20 protein-coding genes and 1 rRNA gene are annotated in these 20,055 nt (G+C 66.8%); 12 read left to right on the top strand and 9 right to left on the bottom strand.

The features are described 5' to 3' along the window. Positions 1-124: ribosomal RNA gene (locus HAV22_RS13980) — 16S ribosomal RNA — on the bottom strand; the annotation flags it as partial. Positions 125-504: 380 nt separating this feature from the next. Continuing rightward, positions 505-1,281: an enoyl-CoA hydratase gene (locus HAV22_RS13975; protein ID WP_166859679.1), complete on the bottom strand. Its 777-nt coding sequence runs from the start codon at positions 1,279-1,281 to the stop codon at positions 505-507. A 91-nt stretch (positions 1,282-1,372) separates the two neighbouring features. Between HAV22_RS13975 and HAV22_RS13970 the strand changes: the two genes are divergently transcribed. Continuing rightward, positions 1,373-2,635: an MFS transporter gene (locus HAV22_RS13970; RefSeq protein ID WP_371869651.1), complete on the top strand. Its 1,263-nt coding sequence runs from the start codon at positions 1,373-1,375 to the stop codon at positions 2,633-2,635. Positions 2,636-2,715: 80 nt separating this feature from the next. On the opposite strand, the gene mltA is transcribed toward HAV22_RS13970, so the two are convergent. After that, complete coding sequence (mltA, locus tag HAV22_RS13965; RefSeq protein WP_166859678.1) at positions 2,716-3,957, bottom strand: murein transglycosylase A; 1,242 nt, start codon at positions 3,955-3,957, stop codon at positions 2,716-2,718. A gap of 14 nt (positions 3,958-3,971) precedes the next feature. Here mltA and HAV22_RS31520 point away from each other — a divergent pair, with 14 nt between their 5' ends. Next, positions 3,972-4,103 (top strand): hypothetical protein, encoded by a 132-nt coding sequence (locus HAV22_RS31520; RefSeq protein ID WP_267874774.1) that lies wholly within the window; start codon positions 3,972-3,974, stop codon positions 4,101-4,103. Between the two features lie 13 nt (positions 4,104-4,116). Here HAV22_RS31520 and apaG read toward each other — a convergent pair whose 3' ends face one another. Beyond that, positions 4,117-4,491 (bottom strand): Co2+/Mg2+ efflux facilitator ApaG/CorD, encoded by a 375-nt coding sequence (gene apaG, locus HAV22_RS13960; RefSeq protein WP_166859677.1) that lies wholly within the window; start codon positions 4,489-4,491, stop codon positions 4,117-4,119. 159 nt (positions 4,492-4,650) lie between these two features. On the opposite strand from apaG, the gene rpe reads away from it, so the two are divergent. The 10 genes from rpe to HAV22_RS13910 all read left to right on the top strand — a co-directional run bounded on the left by rpe (position 4,651) and on the right by HAV22_RS13910 (position 13,988). After that, positions 4,651-5,331 (top strand): ribulose-phosphate 3-epimerase, encoded by a 681-nt coding sequence (rpe, locus tag HAV22_RS13955; protein WP_166859676.1) that lies wholly within the window; start codon positions 4,651-4,653, stop codon positions 5,329-5,331. Beyond that, positions 5,331-6,029 (top strand): phosphoglycolate phosphatase, encoded by a 699-nt coding sequence (locus HAV22_RS13950; RefSeq protein ID WP_166859675.1) that lies wholly within the window; start codon positions 5,331-5,333, stop codon positions 6,027-6,029. Before rpe ends, HAV22_RS13950 begins: the two co-directional genes overlap by 1 nt. Positions 6,030-6,235: 206 nt before the next feature. Beyond that, complete coding sequence (gene trpE, locus HAV22_RS13945; RefSeq protein WP_166859674.1) at positions 6,236-7,732, top strand: anthranilate synthase component I; 1,497 nt, start codon at positions 6,236-6,238, stop codon at positions 7,730-7,732. Between the two features lies 1 nt (position 7,733). Beyond that, on the top strand, positions 7,734-8,303 hold the full coding sequence (locus HAV22_RS13940) for an anthranilate synthase component II (protein ID WP_166859673.1): 570 nt from the start codon (positions 7,734-7,736) through the stop codon (positions 8,301-8,303). Positions 8,304-8,394: 91 nt separating this feature from the next. Further along, complete coding sequence (gene trpD / locus HAV22_RS13935) at positions 8,395-9,426, top strand: anthranilate phosphoribosyltransferase (protein WP_166859672.1); 1,032 nt, start codon at positions 8,395-8,397, stop codon at positions 9,424-9,426. Between the two features lie 10 nt (positions 9,427-9,436). Then, on the top strand, positions 9,437-10,075 hold the full coding sequence (locus tag HAV22_RS13930) for a LysE family translocator (protein ID WP_166859671.1): 639 nt from the start codon (positions 9,437-9,439) through the stop codon (positions 10,073-10,075). A 9-nt stretch (positions 10,076-10,084) separates the two neighbouring features. Then, positions 10,085-10,885: an indole-3-glycerol phosphate synthase TrpC gene (gene trpC, locus HAV22_RS13925; RefSeq protein WP_166859670.1), complete on the top strand. Its 801-nt coding sequence runs from the start codon at positions 10,085-10,087 to the stop codon at positions 10,883-10,885. 65 nt (positions 10,886-10,950) lie between these two features. Next, positions 10,951-11,460, top strand: a complete 510-nt coding sequence (locus HAV22_RS13920) for an energy transducer TonB family protein (RefSeq protein ID WP_166859669.1) — start codon at positions 10,951-10,953, stop codon at positions 11,458-11,460. Between the two features lie 153 nt (positions 11,461-11,613). After that, positions 11,614-12,420, top strand: a complete 807-nt coding sequence (locus HAV22_RS13915) for an alpha/beta fold hydrolase (protein ID WP_229421221.1) — start codon at positions 11,614-11,616, stop codon at positions 12,418-12,420. A 5-nt stretch (positions 12,421-12,425) separates the two neighbouring features. Continuing rightward, positions 12,426-13,988 carry a hybrid sensor histidine kinase/response regulator gene (locus tag HAV22_RS13910; RefSeq protein WP_166859668.1) on the top strand — a complete coding sequence of 521 codons (1,563 nt, stop codon included), beginning with the start codon at positions 12,426-12,428 and terminating at the stop codon, positions 13,986-13,988. Here the strand turns inward: HAV22_RS13910 and HAV22_RS13905 are convergent. The 5 genes from HAV22_RS13905 to HAV22_RS13885 form a co-directional block, all read right to left on the bottom strand. Then, on the bottom strand, positions 13,985-15,805 hold the full coding sequence (locus tag HAV22_RS13905; protein ID WP_166859667.1) for a M61 family metallopeptidase: 1,821 nt from the start codon (positions 15,803-15,805) through the stop codon (positions 13,985-13,987). The two genes, HAV22_RS13910 and HAV22_RS13905, sit on opposite strands and share 4 nt — an antisense overlap. Before the next feature lie 88 nt (positions 15,806-15,893). After that, positions 15,894-16,490 (bottom strand): nucleotidyltransferase family protein, encoded by a 597-nt coding sequence (locus tag HAV22_RS13900; protein ID WP_371869649.1) that lies wholly within the window; start codon positions 16,488-16,490, stop codon positions 15,894-15,896. Between the two features lie 2 nt (positions 16,491-16,492). Continuing rightward, positions 16,493-18,697 carry a xanthine dehydrogenase family protein molybdopterin-binding subunit gene (locus HAV22_RS13895; RefSeq protein WP_166859666.1) on the bottom strand — a complete coding sequence of 735 codons (2,205 nt, stop codon included), beginning with the start codon at positions 18,695-18,697 and terminating at the stop codon, positions 16,493-16,495. A gap of 9 nt (positions 18,698-18,706) precedes the next feature. Next, positions 18,707-19,165 carry a (2Fe-2S)-binding protein gene (locus HAV22_RS13890; protein ID WP_166859665.1) on the bottom strand — a complete coding sequence of 153 codons (459 nt, stop codon included), beginning with the start codon at positions 19,163-19,165 and terminating at the stop codon, positions 18,707-18,709. A 150-nt stretch (positions 19,166-19,315) separates the two neighbouring features. Then, positions 19,316-20,035 carry a DsbC family protein gene (locus HAV22_RS13885; RefSeq protein WP_166859664.1) on the bottom strand — a complete coding sequence of 240 codons (720 nt, stop codon included), beginning with the start codon at positions 20,033-20,035 and terminating at the stop codon, positions 19,316-19,318. Positions 20,036-20,055: the final 20 nt, after the last annotated feature.

Genomic DNA, 20,055 nt, shown 5'->3' with positions numbered 1-20,055 from the left:
CGTTCCGATATATTACTCACCCGTTCGCCACTCGCCGCCAGGTTGCCCCGCGCTGCCGTTCGACTTGCATGTGTAAAGCATGCCGCCAGCGTTCAATCTGAGCCAGGATCAAACTCTTCAGTTTAATTCCTGTTTTTGCTACTTTCGTAGCATGTCGCTCACTCAAAATACTGACCGTCACTCATTGCTGAGCAACGTATTTCTTTTGCGTGAACATTTGATAATTTAAGCATTCAGTATCGCCGAAACGATACTGGCACCTCATCAAACGCCCACACTTATCGACTGTTTATTGTTAAAGAACTCGTATTCGGTACTGCCTTGCTGCGCTTGCGAATCGTTGTGTTCGTCAGCAGCAGAGAAGCGAGATTATGCAGTGTTTCACTTAACTCGTCAACTCTTCGTTTTCTACAGTGCGTTCAATCTGTTCGATGTCGTGCGCCGCAGAAGCAGGACGCGAACTATAGCAAAACCGTCCGCGCCCGCGCAAGGGCTGTGGAAAAATTACATCCCTTCGAAATTCGGCTTGCGCTTCTCCAGGAACGCCGCCATCCCCTCCTTCTGCGCCGGCGTGCCGAACCCGGCGTGGAAGAAGCGGCGCTCATAGCGGACGCCCTCGGTCAGCGTCGTCTCGAACGCGCGGTTGACCGAATCCTTGATCTGCATGGCCACCGACACCGGCATCGCCGCGACCGTTTCCGCCACTTCCAGCGCCACCGTCATCACAAGGTCGGCCGGGACGACGCGCGACACGAGGCCCGTGCGCTCCGCTTCCGCCGCGTCGATCATGCGCGCCGTCAGCAGCATGTCCATGGCCTTGGCCTTGCCGATCGCGCGCGGCAGGCGCTGCGTGCCGCCGGCGCCCGGGGTCACGCCGACCTTGATTTCCGGCTGGCCGAACTTGGCCGTCTCGGAGGCGATCAGGAAGTCGCACATCATCGCGAGTTCGCAACCGCCGCCCAGCGCATAACCGGCCACGACACCGATCACGGGCTTGCGCACGTTGAGGATGTGCTCCCAGTTGCGGCCGATGTAATTGCCCGGGTACGTATCGGCATACGTATAGTTGGCCATGGCGGCGATGTCGGCGCCCGCCGCGAACACTTTGTCGCTGCCGGTGAGGACGATGACGTTGATGGCGGGATCGGCGTCGAATTTATACAGCGCGTCGCCCAGCTCGTTCATCATGTTGTCGTTGAGGGCGTTCATCGCCTTCGGACGGTTCAGGCGGATCACGACCACCTTGTCGTGGTGTTCGATCAACAGGTCTGCATATTCCATGGGGCCCCCTTTAATAAGATGAACCCGGATTGTAGCGCCTGAACGACGCACATGACGTATACGGCAACTATCGTTTTGCTATCATCGATCCGTGTCCCCCATCGCCATCCTCCACAGCCTCGCCGCCGACCGCCAGCTGCGCAACGTCGACTTTCGCCGGTTCTGGGCCAGCAGCACCCTGACGAATTTCGGGGCCCATATCACCTTGCTCGCGCTGCCCATCTGCGCGGCCCTGCTGCTGCACGCGACGCCCGCGCAGATGGGCACCCTCGCCGCCTTCGGCTCCCTGCCGTTCCTGCTGTTCTCGCTGCCGACGGGCGTCCTGCTCGACCGCAGCCGGCGCCTGCCCGTCATGCTGGGCAGCGATGCGATGGTGGCGCTGAGCCTCGCCACCGTGCCCCTCGCGTGGTGGCAGGGGTGGCTCAGCGTGCACTGGCTGTATGCCGTCCAGTTCATGCTGGGTGCCGGTTTCGTCGTGGGCGGCAGCGCCGAGCAGATCTTCCTGACCTTCCTCGTCGGCCGCGATGGCCTGATCGATGCGCAGGCCAAGCTGGGTGCGACAGAATCCGCATCGCGCCTGCTCGGCCCGGGCATCGCGGGCCTGCTCGTGCAGGCGCTGGGCGCCCCCGTCGCGATCCTGTGCAATGTGGCCGGCTTTTCCGTCTCGCTGTGGAATCTGCGCCAGATTCGTACGCGCGAGCCGCAACCGGAACCGCCGCAGGCGCACGTGCTGCGCGACGTCGTCGAGGGTCTGAAATTCGTGTGGGGCCAGCCCGTGCTGCGCCTGCTGGCGTGGACGTCCGCCAGCTGGCACCTGCTGTTCTACGGCTACACGGCGCTGTACGTGCTGTTCGCGACGCGCGTGCTGGGCATGTCGCCCGGCCTGATGGGCACCGCGCAGATGCTGGGCGGCCTCGGTGTCCTGTTGAGCTCCTTGTTATTGAAACCGCTGACGCGGCGCTTCGGCTCCGGCGGCGCCATCGCGACGGGCCTGTGCATTTCGTGCCTCGGCTTCATGCTGATGCCGGCGATTCCGCGCGACCTGCTGGGCAGCCGCGGCTTCACGACGGCCGCCTATGCCGCCGTCGTGTTTTGCCTCGATTGCGGCGGCACCTTGTTCTTCCTGCCCTATCTCGCGCTGCGCCAGCGCGTCACGCCGGATGCGCTGCTCGGCCGGATGACGTCGACGATGCGCTTCATGACCGTGGCCACGGCACCCATCGGCGCGGCAGGTGCCGGCGCGCTGGCGGAGTGGCTCGGCGTGCGTGGCGGATTGACGGTCGTTGCGGCAGGCGCGCTGCTGCTGACCATGACCACGCTGTTCGGTACCCGGCTGCACCGGATCAGGCAGTGATGTACGCGGTATGCCGCGTTCGCGTGGGCACAGGGTGCCCACCCTACCGGCTGACTCGCCGGCACCGGATCAGGCAGTGATCAACGCGCGGCGGACAACGCAGGCCGCGGCAGCAGCGCCCAGATCTGGCCGCGCTGCTTCATGCGGCCCGCGTTGTCCGCCGCCTGTTCGCCAAAACCGAAGAAAAAGTCCGCGCGCACGGCACCCTTGATGGCGCCGCCGGTGTCCTGCGCCATCACGAGGCGCTGCAGCGGCACGTCGCCGGTCGGCTCCGTCGTCGACAGGAACAGCGGCACGCCCAGCGGCAGGAAGCCGGGGTCGACGGCGACGGAGCGCGTGGGTGTCAGCGGCACGCCCAGCGCGCCCTTCGGCCCCACCGACGGATCGGGCAGGCGCTCTTCGCGGAAGAAGACATAGCTCGGATTGACGTCGAGCAGTTCCTGGCGGCGCTCCGGATGCGCGGCGATCCAGGCGCGGATGCCCTGCGCCGTCGCCTCGCCCGGCGCCAGCTCGCCCTTGTCGATGAGCCAGCGGCCGACCGCCTTGTACGGATGGCCGTTCTGGTCCGCGTACGCGATGCGCACCGTCTCGCCGTCGTCCAGCTGCACGCGGCCGGAGCCTTGCACCTCGAGGAAGAACGCCTCCACCGGGTCGTCGACCCACACGAGCTCCTTGCCCGGGATGCGCGCGCGCTCGATCTCGGCGCGCGTGCCGTACGGGACGACCGTCTTGCCGACGAGGCGTCCGCGCAGGCGCATGCCCTTCAGGCTCGGATAGACGCTCGCCAGGTCCACGGTGATCAGGTCGTCCGGCACCTTATACAACGGCGTCTGGTAGGCGCCGCCGCGTCGCCGCGCGCCACGCAGCATCGGTTCGTAGTAGCCCGTGATCAGGCCCGCGTCCGCGCCATCGGGCGCGCGCACGAGGTTCGGCACGAAATAGGTCTCGAAGAACTGGCGGATCGCGGTGCCGTCGGCCGGGTCGACCCGTTTGCCCGCGGCGCAAGGCGTATTCCAGTCCGGCTTCGCGCCCAGCGCGCGGCACGAGGCCTGGAACGCGGGCCAGGCCTGGCGCAGGTCGTCCTGCTGCCAGCCGGGCAGCGCGTCGAACGCCACGGGCGTGAACAGCGGCGCGGACGGCGGCGCCGGCTGCGGCTGCGCCGGCGGCTGGGTCGGCGGCACGGTCACCGGCCCGACGGGCGGCGGCATCTTGATCGGCGGCTGCGGCTGGGGGCGCGGCTGCGGCGGTTGCGGCGTCGTGCAGGCGGCCAGCAAGGCGACGACGGTCAATAAAGGGGGTACACTGCGGCGTGTCGAAAACATAGGAGGCATACGGGATGTGGATACTGATGTTGGAAGCCGGCACGGCCCTGTTCCTGCTCGTCTTCATCGTGTGGTGGACGATGTTCGCCGGACGCAAACCTGAGCGCCCGCCCGCCACGAAGAATAACGATACGCCCGACGCCTGACCGGCTCAAGCCGTCAATGGAGGGCGTGCGGCAGCGACAGCACGAATTCCGGGATCTTGACCTCGAACCGGTGCCCGTCCTCGGCGACGAAGAAATACTCGCCGACCATCGACCCCTGCGACGTTTCGAGCTGCGTGCCGCTCGTGTACTCGAATTGCTCACCCGGCTGCAGCAACGGCTGGTGGCCGACGACGCCCAGCCCGCTGACTTCCTGCACCTTGTTGTTGGCGTCCGTGATCACCCAGTGGCGCGAGATCAGCTGGGCCGCGACGGAGCCCGTGTTCTTGATCGTGATGGTGTAGGTAAACACGTGCTGCGTCCGGTCCGGGTGGGATTGCTCCGGCAGGTACTGCGTCCTGACGGTGATCGCGAAATCGTAGACGGGCATCGGTGTTCCTTGTTGAATTGGCAAAAGTGACGGTGGCGAACATGATACAACGCCTGCCGAAAGCGCGGCGCCGCCCCGGAAGGATGGGCCGGCCACCGTGTCCGCAGCGTCACATCGGCGTACAATGATGGCTTTGTCTCAAGCAAGCCTGCTGCCACCATGACCACCTACCGCATCGCTCCCAGCATCCTGTCCGCCGACTTCGCCCGCCTGGGCGAGGAAGTGCGCAACGTCGTCGCCGCCGGCGCCGACATCATCCACTTCGACGTGATGGACAATCACTATGTCCCGAACCTGACCATCGGCCCGCTGGTGTGCCAGGCCATCCGTCCGCACGTGCAGGTGCCGATCGACGTCCACCTGATGGTCAAGCCCGTCGACCGCATCATCCCCGATTTCGCCAAGGCCGGCGCCGACATCATCACCTTCCACCCGGAAGCGTCGGAACACATCGACCGCACCCTGCAGCTCATCCGCGACAACGGCTGCAAGGCCGGCCTCGTGTTCAACCCGGGCACGCCGCTGCACCACCTGGACCACGTGATGGACAAGATCGACATGATCCTGATTATGTCCGTGAACCCGGGCTTCGGCGGCCAGTCGTTCATCCCGGAAGCGCTGAAGAAGATCGCGCTCGCGCGCCGCATGATCGATGAATCGGGCCGCGACATCCTGCTGGAAGTCGACGGCGGCATCAAGGCCGACAACATCGCGGAAGCAGCCGCAGCCGGCGCCGACACGTTCGTGGCCGGTTCCGCCATCTTCGGCAAGCCGGACTACAAGGCCGTCATCGACGCGATGCGCGCCGAGCTGGCCACCGTCGCCAGGAAGGCCGCCTGATGAAGCACGGCGCCGACACGATCCGGGCCGCCATCATCGACCTGGACGGCACTATGCTGCACACCGTGCCCGATTTCGAGCTCGCGCTGAACGGCATGCGCGCGGAATTCGGCCTGGCGCCGATCACCCAGCAGGTCATCGAACCGATGGTCGGCAAAGGATCGGAAAAGCTGATCCGCGACGTGCTGGCCCTCGACCTCGACACGGCCCGCATCGACGCCGTGTTCGACGATGCGATGGCCGCGTATCAGCGCCACTACCTCGCCATCAACGGCGAACGTGCCGCGTTGTACCCGCACGTGATCGAGGGTTTGCGGGCGCTGAAGGAGCTGGGCCTGCGCCTCGCGTGCGTGACGAACAAGCCTATTGCTTTCACGTTACCTCTGCTGGCGAAGAAGGGACTGACGGAGTTCTTCGAGCTGGTCTACGGCGGCGACTCGTTCCCCCGCAAGAAGCCCGATCCGATGCCGCTGCTGCAGGTATGCCGCGACTTCGACCTGGCGCCGGCGCGCGTCGTGGCGATCGGCGATTCCAGCAACGACGCGGAAGCCGCGCGCGCGGCCGGCTGCTTCGTGTTGTCGGTCCCGTATGGCTACAACCACGGAAAACCTGTGCAAACTATTAATTCCGATGGTATAGTTGATTCGCTACTTGCAGCGGCTGAACTGATCAGCGCTCATAACAAAGCCAACTCCTAAACCATCTACTCCATGTTTTTCGCCAAAAAACACATCGTCAACCCAACCGGTGCCCATGAGGCCTGGCTGTGGCGACGCTGGCAATCCTGGTCCATCTGACCCAAGCTGATTGCTGCCGGTGCACGCCCTGTGCACACTTGATACCGGCAGGTTTTTTGAAGAAATCGCCGCCCGTTCCCCTTCCTGCGGGCGGCCCGGAGAAAAGCATGACCGAACTCGAATTCAAATCGCTCGCCACGCAAGGCTATAACCGTATCCCCCTGATCGCGGAAGCATTTGCCGATCTCGAAACCCCGCTCACGCTGTACCTGAAGCTGGCCCAGAGCCAGGACGCCGGCAAGAACACGTTCCTGCTCGAGTCCGTGGTCGGCGGCGAACGGTTCGGCCGCTACTCCTTCATCGGCCTGCCGGCGAAGACGCTGCTGCGCACGCGCGGCACCGTCACGACGGTCGAGAAGAACGGGGAAGTCATCGAGACGCACGACGGCAATCCGCTCGACTTCATCGAGGCCTATCAAGCGCGCTTCAAGGTCGCGCTGCGCCCTGGCCTGCCCCGCTTCTGCGGCGGCCTGGCCGGCTACTTCGGCTACGACACCGTGCGCCACATCGAGAAGAAGCTGGCGCACACGGCGCCGCGCGATGAACTGGACCTGCCGGAAATCCAGCTGATGGTGACGGAAGAGCTGGCGGTGATCGACAACCTGTCGGGCAAGCTGTACCTGATCGTCTATGCCGACCCGGCCCTGCCCGAGGCTTTCAACAAGGCGCGCCAGCGTTTGAAAGACTTGCGCATGATGCTGCGCCGGAGCGTGGACGCGCCGGTGACGTCGAGCTCCGTGCGCACCGAGGCCGTGCGCGACTTCAGCAAGGAAGACTACCTGAAGGCCGTCGCCGTCGCGAAGGAATACGTGATGGCGGGCGACCTGATGCAGGTGCAGATCGGCCAGCGCATCCGCAAGCCGTACGTCGATTCGCCGCTGTCGCTGTACCGCTCGCTGCGTTCGCTGAACCCGTCGCCGTACATGTACTACTACAACTTCGGCGACATGCAGATCGTGGGCTCGTCGCCCGAGATCCTCGTGCGCAACGAAAAGGATGCCGTCGTCGGCCGCAAGGTCACGCTGCGCCCGATCGCCGGCACCCGCCCGCGCGGTTCGACGCCGGAGCGCGACGCCGAGCTGGCGCACGAACTGCTGAACGATCCGAAGGAAGTGGCGGAGCACGTGATGCTGATCGACCTGGCCCGCAACGACATCGGCCGCATCGCCAAGACGGGCACCGTGAAAGTCACGGACCAGATGGTCATCGAAAAGTACTCGCACGTGCAGCACATCGTCTCCAACGTGGAAGGCACTTTGAAGGACGGCATGTCGAACCTGGACGTATTGCGCGCCACCTTCCCGGCCGGCACCCTGACCGGTGCGCCGAAAGTGCGCGCGATGGAAGTCATCGACGAGCTCGAGCCGGTGATGCGCGGCATCTACGGCGGCGCCTGCGGTTATCTGTCGTTCGGCGGCGAGATGGACGTGGCGATCGCGATCCGCACGGGCGTCATCAAGGACGGCAACCTGTACGTGCAGGCGTCGGCGGGCATCGTGGCCGATTCCGTCCCCGAGATGGAATGGCTGGAAACGGAACACAAGGCGCGCGCCGTGCTGCGCGCGGCCGAGCAAGTGCAAGACGGACTGGATGGGGAGATCTGACATGCTGCTCATGATCGACAACTACGACTCGTTCACCTACAACATCGTGCAGTACTTCGGTGAGCTGGGCGAGGATGTGCGCACCGTGCGCAACGACGAGATCACCCTCGATGAAATCGCGGCACTGAACCCGGACCGCATCTGCATCTCGCCGGGCCCGAAGGCGCCCAAGGATGCCGGCGTCTCCGTCGACGTGCTGAAGCACTTCAAGGGCAAGAAGCCGATCCTCGGCGTGTGCCTGGGCCACCAGGCCATCGGCGAAGCGTTCGGCGGCCACATCATCCGTGCCAAGCAGGTCATGCACGGCAAGACGTCGAAGATCGCGCACATCGGCGAAGGCGTATTCAAGGGCTTGCCCAGCCCCTTCACCGTGATCCGCTACCACTCGCTCGCAATCGAGCGCGCGTCGCTGCCGTCGTGCCTGGAAGTGACGGCGTGGACGGACGACGGCGAGATCATGGGCGTGCGCCACAAGGAATTCGACATCGAGGGCGTGCAGTTCCACCCCGAGTCGATCCTGTCGGAGCACGGCCACGCGATGCTGAAGAACTTCCTCGATCGCACCGCCTGACCCGAGCCGTATCGACGTCCTGCCCGCCCCGGCCAGGCCTGCGCCGCCGGGACGACGGGTTTCGTGAGTACTTACGTTGACTGGACCTGCCATGATCACCCCTCAAGAAGCGCTCCTGCGCTGCATCGAACACCGCGAAATCTTCCACGATGAGATGCTGCATCTCTTCCGCCAGATCATGTCCGGCGAAATCTCGCCGACGATGGTCGCCGCCCTGACGATGGGCCTGCGCGTGAAGAAGGAAACCATCGGCGAGATCACCGCCGCCGCGCAGGTGATGCGCGAATTCTCCACCAAGGTGCCGATGGCCGACACGACGCACCTCGTCGACATCGTCGGCACCGGCGGCGACGGCGCGCACACTTTCAATATCTCGACCGCGTCGATGTTCGTCGCCGCCGCCGCGGGCGCGCGCGTCGCCAAGCATGGCGGACGTAGCGTGTCGTCGTCGTCGGGCAGCGCGGACGTCATCGAATCGCTGGGTGCCCACATCGACCTGAAACCCGAGCAGATCGCCCAGTCGATCGCGCAGACGGGCATCGGCTTCATGTTCGCGCCGAACCACCACGCCGCGATGAAGAACGTGGCCGCCGTCCGCCGCGAGATGGGCGTGCGCAGCATCTTCAACATCCTGGGGCCCCTGACGAATCCGGCCGGCGCGCCGAACATCCTGATGGGCGTGTTCCACCCGGACCTCGTCGGCATCCAGGTGCGCGTGCTGCAGCGCCTCGGCGCCCAGCATGCGCTGGTCGTCTGGGGCCGCGACAATATGGACGAAGTGTCGCTGGGTGCCGGCACGATGGTCGGTGAACTCGTGAACGGCGAGATCCGCGAATACGAGATCCACCCGGAAGACTTCGGCCTCGCGATGATCGCCAGCCGCAACCTGAAGGTGGCGGACGCGGCCGAATCGAAGGCGAAGATCATGGAAGCGCTGCGCGGCGAACCGGGTCCGGCGCACGACATCGTGGCACTGAACGCGGGCACGGCGCTGTACGCGGCCGGCGTGGCGGCATCGATCGAGGACGGCCTGCAGCGCGCGCGCACGGCGATCGCGTCGGGCGCGGCGCTGGCGAAGCTCGACCAGTTCGTGGGCGTCACGCGCCAGCTCGCGGCGCACTGAGGAGGGCGCGATGTTCGGCATCCACGACCTCTCCCTGTTCGTCGTCTCGGGCCTGCTGCTGAACATCATGCCGGGCCCGGACTCGCTGCTCATCATGACGCGCAGCGCGACGCAGGGCTGGCGCGCCGGCAGCGCGGCGGCCCTTGGCATCGGTACCGGCACGTTCGTGCACATCTTCGCCGCGGCCCTCGGGATGTCGGCGATCCTCGCGACGTCCGCCGCGGCGTTCACCGTCGTCAAGCTGCTGGGCGCCGCGTACATCCTGTATCTCGCCATCGGCATGCTGCTCAGCAAACGCGCCGTCGGCAGCGCCGTGCAGGCCCCCGCGCTCGCGCCGCTGCCCCTGCGCCGCATCTATGGACAAGGCATCCTGACGAACGTGCTGAACCCGAAGGTCGCGCTGTTCTTCCTCGCGTTCGTCCCGCAATTCATCGATGCGAACGCGCCGCACAAGGCGCTCGCATTCATCGTCCTCGGCGCCATCTTCAACATCAACGGCATGTTGTGGTGCCATGCGCTGGCGCTGTTCACCGCGCAGGCGCGGGCGCGCCTGAAACTGAATCCCGCCGTCACGCAATGGCTCAACCGCGCCACGGGCGGCCTGTTCGTCTGGCTCGGCGTCAAGCTGGCGCTGGCGAAACAACACTGAAGGTCCACCATGTCCGATATCCTGAACAAGATCCTCGACGTCAAAGCCACCGAAGTCGCCGCGGCGAAACGGCAGCGTGACTTCAACAGCCTGCGCCGCGACGTCGAAAGCGATGCCGAACTGCGCGCCGGCCTGCGCGGCTTCGAAGCGAACCTGCGCCGCACCATAGCCGCGGGCCGCGCCGGCGTGATCGCCGAAGTCAAGAAGGCGTCGCCGTCGAAAGGCGTGCTGCGCGCCGATTTCCGCCCGGCCGACATCGCGCAAAGCTACGAAGCGGGCGGTGCGTCGTGCCTGTCCGTGCTCACGGATGTACAATTCTTCCAGGGCTCGCCCGAGTACCTGAAACAGGCTCGCGCCGCGTGCCACCTGCCCGTGATCCGCAAGGATTTCATCGTCGACACCTACCAGGTCTACGAAGCGCGGGCGATGGGCGCGGATGCGATCCTGCTGATCGTCTCTGCGCTGGATCACGGCCTGATGGCCGATCTGGAGGCATGCGCGCAGGAACTCGGCATGGATGTGCTGGTCGAAGTGCATGACGGCGACGAACTGGATGCGGCGCTGAAGCTCGATACGCGCCTTTTGGGCATCAACAACCGCAACCTGCGCACTTTCGACGTCACGCTCGATACGACGCTCGGCCTGCTGCCGCGCATTCCGGCGGAGCGGCTCGTCGTCACCGAGTCGGGCATCCTGGCGCCCGCCGACGTCAAGCGCATGCGCGACGCCGACGTGCACGCGTTCCTCGTGGGCGAAGCGTTCATGCGCGCGCCCGATCCAGGCACGGAGCTGCGTCGCCTGTTCGACTGAGCATCGCCGGACGTCGCAGCGCACGCGGGACAACAACGGCGCAGCGATTTTCCGGAGGTGCCGACATGAACACGATCAACCGCGCGGGCCTGGCGTCCATCCCGCTGCTGGCGGCCTTGGTTGGATGCGCGGAAGTGCGGACGGCAACACATGCCGTCGCGTCGTCCGTCGAACGGGTCGCGGCAGACGTCTTCCACCCTGCCACGCCGGCGCCCTCCGCGGCGCCGGCGCCCGCCGACCTCACCGATTACAAGACGCAAGTCGCGCGCCACGTGGCCGCCCGCAATCCCGACCACATCTATACCGGCACGCTGCCGGCGCAACTGCCCGCCGTCGTCGTGCTCGAGATCACGGTTGCCGCCAATGGCCGCGTGCAGGACGTGAACGTGCAGCGGTCGCGCAACCCGGACGCCGCCACCATCGCGATGGCCTCCGTGCAACGCAGCGCGCCGCTGCCGCCGCCGCAGCAGTTGGCGACGCCGGCGGGCAGCCTCACGTTCTCGGAAACCTTCCTGTTCGCGGACGACGCACGGTTCCAGCTGCGCAGCCTGGCGGAGGAGCAGGCGCACGAATGACGGCCGTCGACCGCCGCGATCCGTGCGATGGTCGACGTGCTGGCGGCTGGCGAAGGGGCGCGTGAGCACCCCGGCCGTTATTTACCACGCGTGCGTGCGCTCAGCGTTAATTGGCCTATAATCCGATGTTACATTTTTAAATTTTTTACAAATATGTCGACAGTGCAGCGCAGAAATAACGTCCGGCTGGCCGGCAACGGCCCGGCGACGATGGTGTTCGCCCACGGCTTCGGTTGCGACCAGACCATGTGGCGTTTCCTCGCGCCCGCCTACGAAGACCGGTTCAGGACGATCTCGTTCGACCTCGTCGGCAGCGGCGGTTCCGACCTGTCCGCGTACGACCGCGCCAAATACGGCACGCTGCAGGGCTACGCAGACGACCTGCTCGAGATCGTCGACGAATGCGCGACGGGCCCCGTCGTCTTCGTCGGCCACTCCGTCAGCACGATGATCGGCCTGCTGGCCACGATCCAGGCGCCCGAGAAATTCGTCGCGCAAGTGATGGTCGGCCCGTCGCCCTGCTACATCAACGACGGCGACTATGTCGGCGGGTTCAGCCGGGAGGACATCGACGAGCTGCTCGAGACGATGGACGCCAACTACCTCGGCTGGTCGAGCAGCCTGGCGCCCGCGATCATGGGCGTGCCCGACCGCCCGGAGCTGCGCGCGGAGCTGACGGACAGCTTTTGCCGCAACGATCCCGAGATCGCCAAGCATTTTGCGCGCGTGACGTTCCTGTCCGACCATCGCGCGGACGTGGCCCGGTCCACGGTGCCGGCCCTCATCCTGCAATGCAGCGACGACCTCGTGGCGCCGCGCGCAGTGGGCGACTTCCTGCACCGGCACATGCCGAACAGCACGCTGCACATCATCGACAACGTCGGCCACTGCCCGCACATGAGCGCGCCGACGGCAAGCTCGCGCGCCATCGACAACTTCCTCGCGCACGCCCTGCGCTGATCCCCGTGTCCACTCCGCCGACCGGCGACATCCTGTTCGAGCATGCGGCGTGCGCCCTGCTGGTGACGGCGGCCGACGGCGTCATCCTGCGGGCGAACGGCACGGCGTGCACGTGGCTCGGCTACACGGCAGAAGAACTCGTCGGCAAGCTGCGCATGCAGGACCTGCTGCCCGTCGGCGCGCGCCTGTTCTATCACACGCATTGCCAGCCGATCCTGCAGGTACAGGGTTCCGTGGCCGAGATCCAGGTCGACCTGCGCAACCGGCGCCAGGAACGCCTGCCCATGCTGATCAACATCAGCCGCCGCGAACACGAGGGCGGCACGGTCGATCACTGGGCGCTGTTCAAGGCGTCGGACCGGCGCGCGTACGAACGTGAATTGCTGGCGGCACGCAAGGCGGCGGAAGCGGCGCTGGACGCGCGCCGCAGCGCCGAAGCGGAGCTGCAGAAGCTGAACGCACAGCTGTCGGCGGCCGACCGCCGCAAGGACGAATTCCTCGCCACGTTGTCGCACGAACTGCGCAACCCGCTGGCACCGATGCGCAGCGCGCTCGACGTCCTCAAGCTCAAGTTCGGCCGCGGCACGGACGAGCGCCTGCTGCAGGCGTTCGACCGGCAGCTGCGCCACCTGACGCGGCTCGTCGACGACCTGATGGAAGTCTCGCGCATCACGCAGGGACGCATGCAGCTGCGCAGCGCGCCCGTCGAACTGTCGGCCCTCGTGCAGGGTGCCGCACACGACCTCGTGGCGACGATGGAAGCGGCGCGCCACACGCTGCGCCTGGCGATCGCCGAGCCGCCCGTGATCGTCGACGGCGATGCGACGCGGCTGGCGCAGGTCGTCATCAACCTGCTGACCAACGCGGCCAAGTACACGCCGGATGGCGGCACGATCGAATTGCGCCTGTCGTGCGAGGACGGCCGGGCCGAGATCGCCGTGCGCGACAACGGCATCGGCCTGCCCGCCTCCGCCCTCGCCACCGTTTTCGACATGTTCTCGCAGCTCGAGCCGGCGCTGGAGCGCTCGAAGGGGGGCCTCGGCATCGGCCTCGCGCTCGTGCGCGGCATCGTCGAGTTGCACGGCGGCAGCGTGCACGCCGACAGCGCCGGGCCGGGCCTCGGCAGCACGTTCACGCTCCGCCTGCCGCTCGCGCAGGGCAGCATGTGTGTGCCGGCCCCGGCGACGCCACTGTCCGCCGAAGCGGTACCGGCCCAGGTGCGCGTGCTCGTCGTGGACGACAACGAGGATGCCGCCGAGACGCTGGCCATGACGTTGGAGCTGCACGGCTGCGACGTGCGGACGGCAGCGACGGCCGCCCGCGCGCTCGAGATGCTGCCCGGCTTCGCGCCGGCCGTGGCGCTGCTCGACATCGGCCTGCCGGACATGAACGGCTACGAGCTGGCGCGCCGGGTACGCCAGTTGCCGTCAGGCGCCGCGATGACCTTGATCGCGACGACGGGCTGGGGGCAGCAGAAGGACCGCGAGCGCGCGTTCGCGGCCGGGTTCGACCGCCACCTCACGAAGCCGATCGATTTCGACCTGCTGCGGTCGTACCTTCCGGCTTAACTCGCGCTCGGCCGCTTCACCGCCGGGCCCTTGCGCGTGCCCGGCGCGACGCTGATCTGCACGCACGGCACGCGGTCGCCCTGCAGGGTCACGTCGAACGTCATCAGCTCGTCGCGGCGGAACGCGTGCACGGTCACCGTGTCGTCCACGCGGTAGCGCGCGAGCAGCTGGTCGAGGTTCGACGGATTGCCGTTCACGCGCAGGCCGTCCACGGCGATCAGCACGTCGCCGGCCGACAGGCCCGCCTGGTGCGCGGCGCCGTCTTCATGCACCTGCGTCAGCTTGGCGCCGCCGGCGTCGCGGCCGATGCCGGCGTCCAGCGACGGCTTGGCGCTCTTGCGCTCTTCCGTCACCTTCACGCTGAACGGCGCGTACAGCTTGGCCAGGGGGATGTCCTCGGTGCCGCGGATGTAGCGGTCGAAGATGGATTTCAAACGTACGCCGCTCACCTCGTCGAACAGGCTTTCCACGTCCTGCTCCGTCACGCCGCGCGCACCGCCGCTGTAGAAATCGCGGCCGTAGCGGTCCCACAGGGCCAGCATGACGTCGTCCAGCGACTTCGCGCCGTCCGTCTTCGCGCGGATCGTCAGGTCGAACGCGAGGCCGACGAGGGCCCCTTTCGTGTAATAGCTGATGATGGCGTTCGGCGCGTTCTCGTCCTGGCGGTAGTACTTGCTCCACGCGTCGAAGCTGGAATCGGCGATGCTCTGCTTCGTGCGGCCCGTGCCGCGCAGGACGCTGCCGACCGTCTTGGCGAGCAGCTTGAAATACGTCGCCTCGCTGATGATGCCGCTGCGCACGAGCATCAGGTCGTCGTAATAGCTGGTAAAACCCTCGAAAAGCCACAGCAGCGGGGTGTAGTTCTCGTTCTGCAGGTCGTACGGGGCGAACACGGACGGCTTGATGCGCTTGACGTTCCAGGTGTGGAAGTACTCGTGGCTGCACAGGCCCAGGAACTTGATGTAGCCCTCGTTCGGCTCGGCCGTCTTGGGCGCGGCCGTCGTGGGCAGGTCGGCGCGGGAACAGATCAACGCCGTCGACGCCCGGTGTTCCAGGCCGCCGTAGCCGTCGCCGACGGCCATCGTCAGGAACACGTACCGGTCCATCGGCGCCTTCCTCGTCTTCGGCTCGAAGAACGCGATCTGCGTTTCGCAAATGGCTTTCAGGTCTTTTTCCAGGCGGGCCATGTCGAGGTTCGGCACGCGGCCCGTGATCACGATGTCGTGGCGGATGCCGTGCGCCGTGAAGCCGCCGAGCGCAAAGTCGCCCATCTCGACGGGGTGGTCGACGAGGTCGTCGTAGTCGGCCGCAGCGTAGGTGCCGAAGCCGTAGCGCTTGGCGCCCGCTTCCGGCAGCGACGTGGCGACGCGCCAGTTGCGCGCGCCGGGATCAAGCGGGCGCTGGATGTCGACGAGATGCGGCCGCCCCTCCTGGCCGACGACGCGCAGGAAGACGCTCGTGCCGTTGAAGAAGCCGTGCGTCTGGTCCAGGTGGGCGGCGCGCACGGACAGGTCCCACGCGTAGATTTCGCAATGCACCGTCAGCGGCCCGGCGACGGGGGCGGCCTGCCAGCTATGCTTGTCCAGCTTCGTCAGCCGCACCGCCTGCCCGCCGGCCTCCGCGCGGATGCGCACGATGTTGCGGGCGAATTCGCGGATCATGTAGCTGCCCGGGATCCAGGCCGGCAATGCGAACACCTGCCCGTCCGGACTCGGTTCGGCCACGGTGACGGTGACGTTGAACAGGTGTCCGGCCAGGTCTTTCGGGACGATGGTGTACAGGATGGCCGGCGGCTGCTTCTGGGGTGCTTTTTTCATATGACGTGAACAATCTCTCTCCGATGCGCCGTAGTGTAATCGGATTTTTCAGAAATGAGGGTGTTCACACGGTCGCGTTACGGTCACGTCACGGTTCCATCAGGTCCGCCGGGGTGTCGACGTCGCGGAAGATGCCCGCGTCGCGCACCGCGATGTCCGTCACGGGAAACGCCTGCAGCAGGCGGCGCGCGCCCGCGTCGCCGCGCAAGGCGAGCAATGCGTCGAGGTGGACGGCGCCGAAGCCGACGGGATTGCCGCGCCGTCCATCCAGGACGGGTGCCGCGATGCCGGCGCCCGCCGCCAGCGCGGCGGCCAACGCCTGCAATGTGGGGACGCCCACGTAAGGCATGTCGCCCAGCGCCACGAGCCACGCCCGCGGCGCCGGTGCCCACGCCAGCGTGTGCCGGATGGCGTGCGTGAGCGATTGCGCCATGCCGCTGTCGGCGTCGGGGCAGACGGTGACGTCGCAACCGAGCGCGGACAGATGGGCTCCGACGCCCCCGTCGTCCGGCGCCACGACGGCCACGACGCGCGGCACGGCGGCCAGCAGCTTGCGCGCGCCTGCCACGACGACGGGCTCGCCGTCCGCCAGCGGCTGCAGCAGCTTGTTGCGCAGCCCGGCGGGGTCGAAGCGGCGCCCGCGGCCGGCAGCCAGCAGGATGCCGGCCGGCGCGAGGGCGTCCACGGTCAGGCCGACGCCAGGTCGAACGGCAGCTTGCGCAGGCGCTTGCCGGTCAGCTGGAACACGGCATTGGCCAGCGCCGGCGCCAGCGGCGGCAGGCCCGGTTCGCCGATGCCCGTCGGCGCATCCTGCGACGGCACGATGAACACGTCGATGTGCGGCATGTCGTTCATGCGCGCCACCGTGTAGTCGTTGAAGTTCTGCTGCTCGACGACGCCGTCCTTCAGCGTGATGCGCGCACCCGGCAACGTGGTGCCGAGGCCCATCAGCGCCGCACCCTGGATCTGCGCCTCGATCGACATCGGGTTGACCGGGAGGTTGCAGTGCACGGCCGCCGTCACCTTGTGCAGCTTCGGGCTGCCGTCGACGACGGAAGCCTCGACGACGTACGCGACGACGGTGTTGAACGACTCGTGCAGCGCCACGCCGTACGCGCGCCCTTTCGGCATGGTCTTCTTGCCGTAGCCGGACTTCGCCACGGCGAGGTCCAGCGCCGCGTGATGGCGCACGTGCTTCGCGTCGATCAGCTTCTTGCGGTACGCGACCGGGTCCTGGCCGGCCGCGTGCGCGGCCTCGTCGATCAGCGTCTCCATCACGAACGCCGTGTGCGTGGAGCCCACGGAGCGCCACCACAGCACGGGCACGTTGGCCTTGGCGGAATGCGCCGTCAGGTTCAGCGGCACGTCGTACGGTTCGCCCATGCCCTCGACCATCGTGTTGTCGACGCCGTTCTTGATCATGAACGGTTCGAACGTGGTGCCGGCCATGATCGACTGGCCGACGATCGCGTGGTCCCACGCGACGATGTTGCCGGCGGCATCCAGCCCGATGTCGGCGCGGTGCACGTGCGACGGGCGGTAGTAGCCGCCGCGGATGTCGTCCTCGCGGCTCCAGATCAGCTTCACGGGGCCCGCATGGCCCGCCGCCTTGTACGCCTTGGCGACATGGGCGGCTTCGACGACGAAGTCCGACGTGGGCGTGGCGCGCCGGCCGAAGCCGCCGCCCGCCATCATCGTGTTCAGCGTGACCTGCTCGGGCTTGAGGCCCACCACTGCCGCGGCCGCGGCCTGGTCGACGCCCTGGAATTGCGAACCGACCCACAGGGTGCAGGCGTCATCCTTCAGGTCGACCGTGCAGTTGATCGGCTCCATCGGTGCGTGCGCCAGGTACGGGAATTCATAGACCGCGGAGATTTTCTTCGCGGCGCCGGCCAGCTTGGCCGTGTCGGCCTTGCGCGCGACGGCGCCCGGCGTTTTCGCCACCTCGACGAATTGCGCCAGTTGCTTGGCGCTGTCGGCCTTCTCGACGGCGCCCGTGTCCCACTGGATGGCCAGCAGGTCGCGCGCCTGCTTCGCGGGCCAGTAGCCGTCCGCGACGACGGCCACGCCGCTGCCGCCCCGGTCCACCGGCACTTCCAGCACGGCGATCACGCCGCGCACGGCCTGCGCTTTCGCCGCGTCGAACTTCGCCACCTTCGCGCCGAACACGGGCGGGTGCGCAACGACGGCGACCTTCGTGCCGGCCGGCTTGACGTCGATGCCGAACTGCTGGCGGCCCGTCGACTTGGCACGCGCATCGAGGCGCGGCATCGGCTTGCCGATGTAGCGGAACGCCTTCTGGTCCTTCAGCGCGACCGTCTCCGGCACCGGCTGCGCCTTCGCCGCGTCGACCAGCGCGCCATAGGTCGCCTTCCGCCCAGCCGGGCCGTAGACGACGCCCTTCGCCGTGCGGCATTGGGACGGGTCGACCTTCCACTGCTGCGCCGCCGCGGCGACGAGCATCGCGCGGGCGCGGGCGCCCACTTCGCGGTACTGCGTGAACGAGTGGGCGATCGTGCCCGAGCCTCCCGTGATCTGGATGCCGAACACGGGGTCCTTGTACACGTCGCCGGCGGGCGCAAGCTCGGCGCGCATCTGGCTCCAGTCGGCGTCCAGCTCGTCCGCGAGCACCATCGGCAGGCCCGTGTGCACGCCCTGGCCGAATTCCAGCCGGTTGACGATCACGGTCACCGTGTTGTCCGGCGCCACGCGCAGGAAGGCGTTCGGCGCGTAGACGGTCGGCTTGGCGGCGTCGGCGGCGCGGGCGAGGCGGCCGCCGGCCGGCAGCACGAAGCCCAGCACGAGGCCGCCCGTGGCCGCGGTGCCCGCTTTCAGGAAACCGCGGCGGGACAGGCCGACGGGTCCGGCATGCTTCATCAGGTCGAGTCGCATGCGGCCTCCTTATGCCAGGGTCTTGGCGGCATCCTTGATGGCCGCGCGGATGCGTTGATAGGTGCCGCAGCGGCAGATGTTGCCGCTCATGGCGTTGTCGATGTCGGTGTCCGTCGGCTTCTTGTTCGCGCGCAGCAGCGCCGTGGCGCTCATCACCTGGCCGCTCTGGCAATAGCCGCACTGCGGGACGTCGTGCTTGACCCAGGCGTCCTGCACGGCCTTGCCGACCTTGTCCGATTCCATCGCCTCGATGGTCGTGATCTTGTGGCCGGCGGCGGCCGAGATCGGGGTGACGCAGGACCGGATCGCCTGGCCGTCCAGGTGCACGGTGCACGCGCCGCACAGGGCCGCGCCGCAGCCGAACTTGGTACCGGTCATGTTCAGGTTATCGCGCAGCGTCCACAGGATGGGCGTCGCGGGATCGGCATCGACCTGGACGTCGCGCCCGTTGATGTTCAGTGTGACCATGTCTTCTCCCTGTTCTGGTGTTTTGTTACGTTGGGCTTGGTGGGCTCGGGGAGCCCACCCTACGGCGTGCGATACGTAGGGTGGGCGGCCTCCGCCCACCAAACGGTTGCGTCACTGCGGTGAAAAAAACCCGGCGGTGCCGGGCTTCGATTACTGCTTGAGGGAAGCCAGCTTGGCTTCCAGCGTTTTCTGGTCGACCGCACCCGGAATCCGCGTGCCGTCCGAGAAGAAGATGGCCGGCGTACCCGTGATGTGCAGCTTCTGGCCCAGCGCCACCACTTTCTCGTTCGGGGTCTCGCAGTTCGCGGGCGCGGCCGGTGCCGACTTGCCATTGATCATCCAATCATCCCACGCCTTTGCGCGGTCCGGCGAGCACCAGACGTTCTTCGACTTCTCGAACGAGTCCGGCGACAGGATGTTGTACAGGAACGTGTAGATCGTCACGTTGTCCATGTCCTTCAGCGTCGTCTGGCGCAGGCGCTTGCAGTAGCCGCAGTTCGGGTCTTCGAACACGGCGATCACGCGCTTGCCGTTGCCCTTCACCTGCTTGATGGCGTCGTTCAGCGGCAGGTCGGAGAACTTGATCTTGTTGATGTCCTCGATGCGCTCGCGCGTCAGGTCGCGCGTGGACTTCGCATCGTAGACGTGGCCGATGACCAGGTATTCGCCTTTCTTGTCCGTGTACAGGATGTCACCGGCAACGCGCACTTCGTACAAGCCGGCGTACGGCGTTTCCTTGATCGACTCGATCTTCGCGCCCAGGCGCGGCTCGAGCGACTTCTTGATGTTCGCCTCGACCGCGTTCTGCGCGCCGACGCACGACGTGATCAAGCCGGTCGCCAACAGGACGGCGAGCTTCGTTTTACCCATGAATATATTCCTTAAAGATT

Source organism: Telluria antibiotica (genome assembly GCF_011682055.1).
GTDB lineage: Bacteria > Pseudomonadota > Gammaproteobacteria > Burkholderiales > Burkholderiaceae_D > Telluria > Telluria antibiotica.
Note: the sequence above shows the minus strand (reverse complement) of the source record. Positions and strands in the feature narration are given on the sequence as shown.

Bases quoted from the DNA above. Each gene is read 5' to 3' on its own strand.
- HAV22_RS13895 (WP_166859666.1), bottom strand. From the start codon at position 18,697: ATGCGACTCGACCTGATGAAGCATGCCGGACCCGTCGGCCTGTCCCGC.
- HAV22_RS13915 (WP_229421221.1), top strand. From the start codon at position 11,614: ATGTCGACAGTGCAGCGCAGAAATAACGTCCGGCTGGCCGGCAACGGC.
- trpE (WP_166859674.1), top strand. From the start codon at position 6,236: ATGACCGAACTCGAATTCAAATCGCTCGCCACGCAAGGCTATAACCGT.
- trpD (WP_166859672.1), top strand. From the start codon at position 8,395: ATGATCACCCCTCAAGAAGCGCTCCTGCGCTGCATCGAACACCGCGAA.
- HAV22_RS13890 (WP_166859665.1), bottom strand. From the start codon at position 19,165: ATGGTCACACTGAACATCAACGGGCGCGACGTCCAGGTCGATGCCGAT.
- HAV22_RS13905 (WP_166859667.1), bottom strand. From the start codon at position 15,805: ATGAAAAAAGCACCCCAGAAGCAGCCGCCGGCCATCCTGTACACCATC.
- trpC (WP_166859670.1), top strand. From the start codon at position 10,085: ATGTCCGATATCCTGAACAAGATCCTCGACGTCAAAGCCACCGAAGTC.
- HAV22_RS13920 (WP_166859669.1), top strand. From the start codon at position 10,951: ATGAACACGATCAACCGCGCGGGCCTGGCGTCCATCCCGCTGCTGGCG.
- rpe (WP_166859676.1), top strand. From the start codon at position 4,651: ATGACCACCTACCGCATCGCTCCCAGCATCCTGTCCGCCGACTTCGCC.
- HAV22_RS13950 (WP_166859675.1), top strand. From the start codon at position 5,331: ATGAAGCACGGCGCCGACACGATCCGGGCCGCCATCATCGACCTGGAC.
- HAV22_RS13940 (WP_166859673.1), top strand. From the start codon at position 7,734: ATGCTGCTCATGATCGACAACTACGACTCGTTCACCTACAACATCGTG.
- mltA (WP_166859678.1), bottom strand. From the start codon at position 3,957: ATGTTTTCGACACGCCGCAGTGTACCCCCTTTATTGACCGTCGTCGCC.
- HAV22_RS13975 (WP_166859679.1), bottom strand. From the start codon at position 1,281: ATGGAATATGCAGACCTGTTGATCGAACACCACGACAAGGTGGTCGTG.
- HAV22_RS31520 (WP_267874774.1), top strand. From the start codon at position 3,972: ATGTGGATACTGATGTTGGAAGCCGGCACGGCCCTGTTCCTGCTCGTC.
- apaG (WP_166859677.1), bottom strand. From the start codon at position 4,491: ATGCCCGTCTACGATTTCGCGATCACCGTCAGGACGCAGTACCTGCCG.
- HAV22_RS13885 (WP_166859664.1), bottom strand. From the start codon at position 20,035: ATGGGTAAAACGAAGCTCGCCGTCCTGTTGGCGACCGGCTTGATCACG.
- HAV22_RS13930 (WP_166859671.1), top strand. From the start codon at position 9,437: ATGTTCGGCATCCACGACCTCTCCCTGTTCGTCGTCTCGGGCCTGCTG.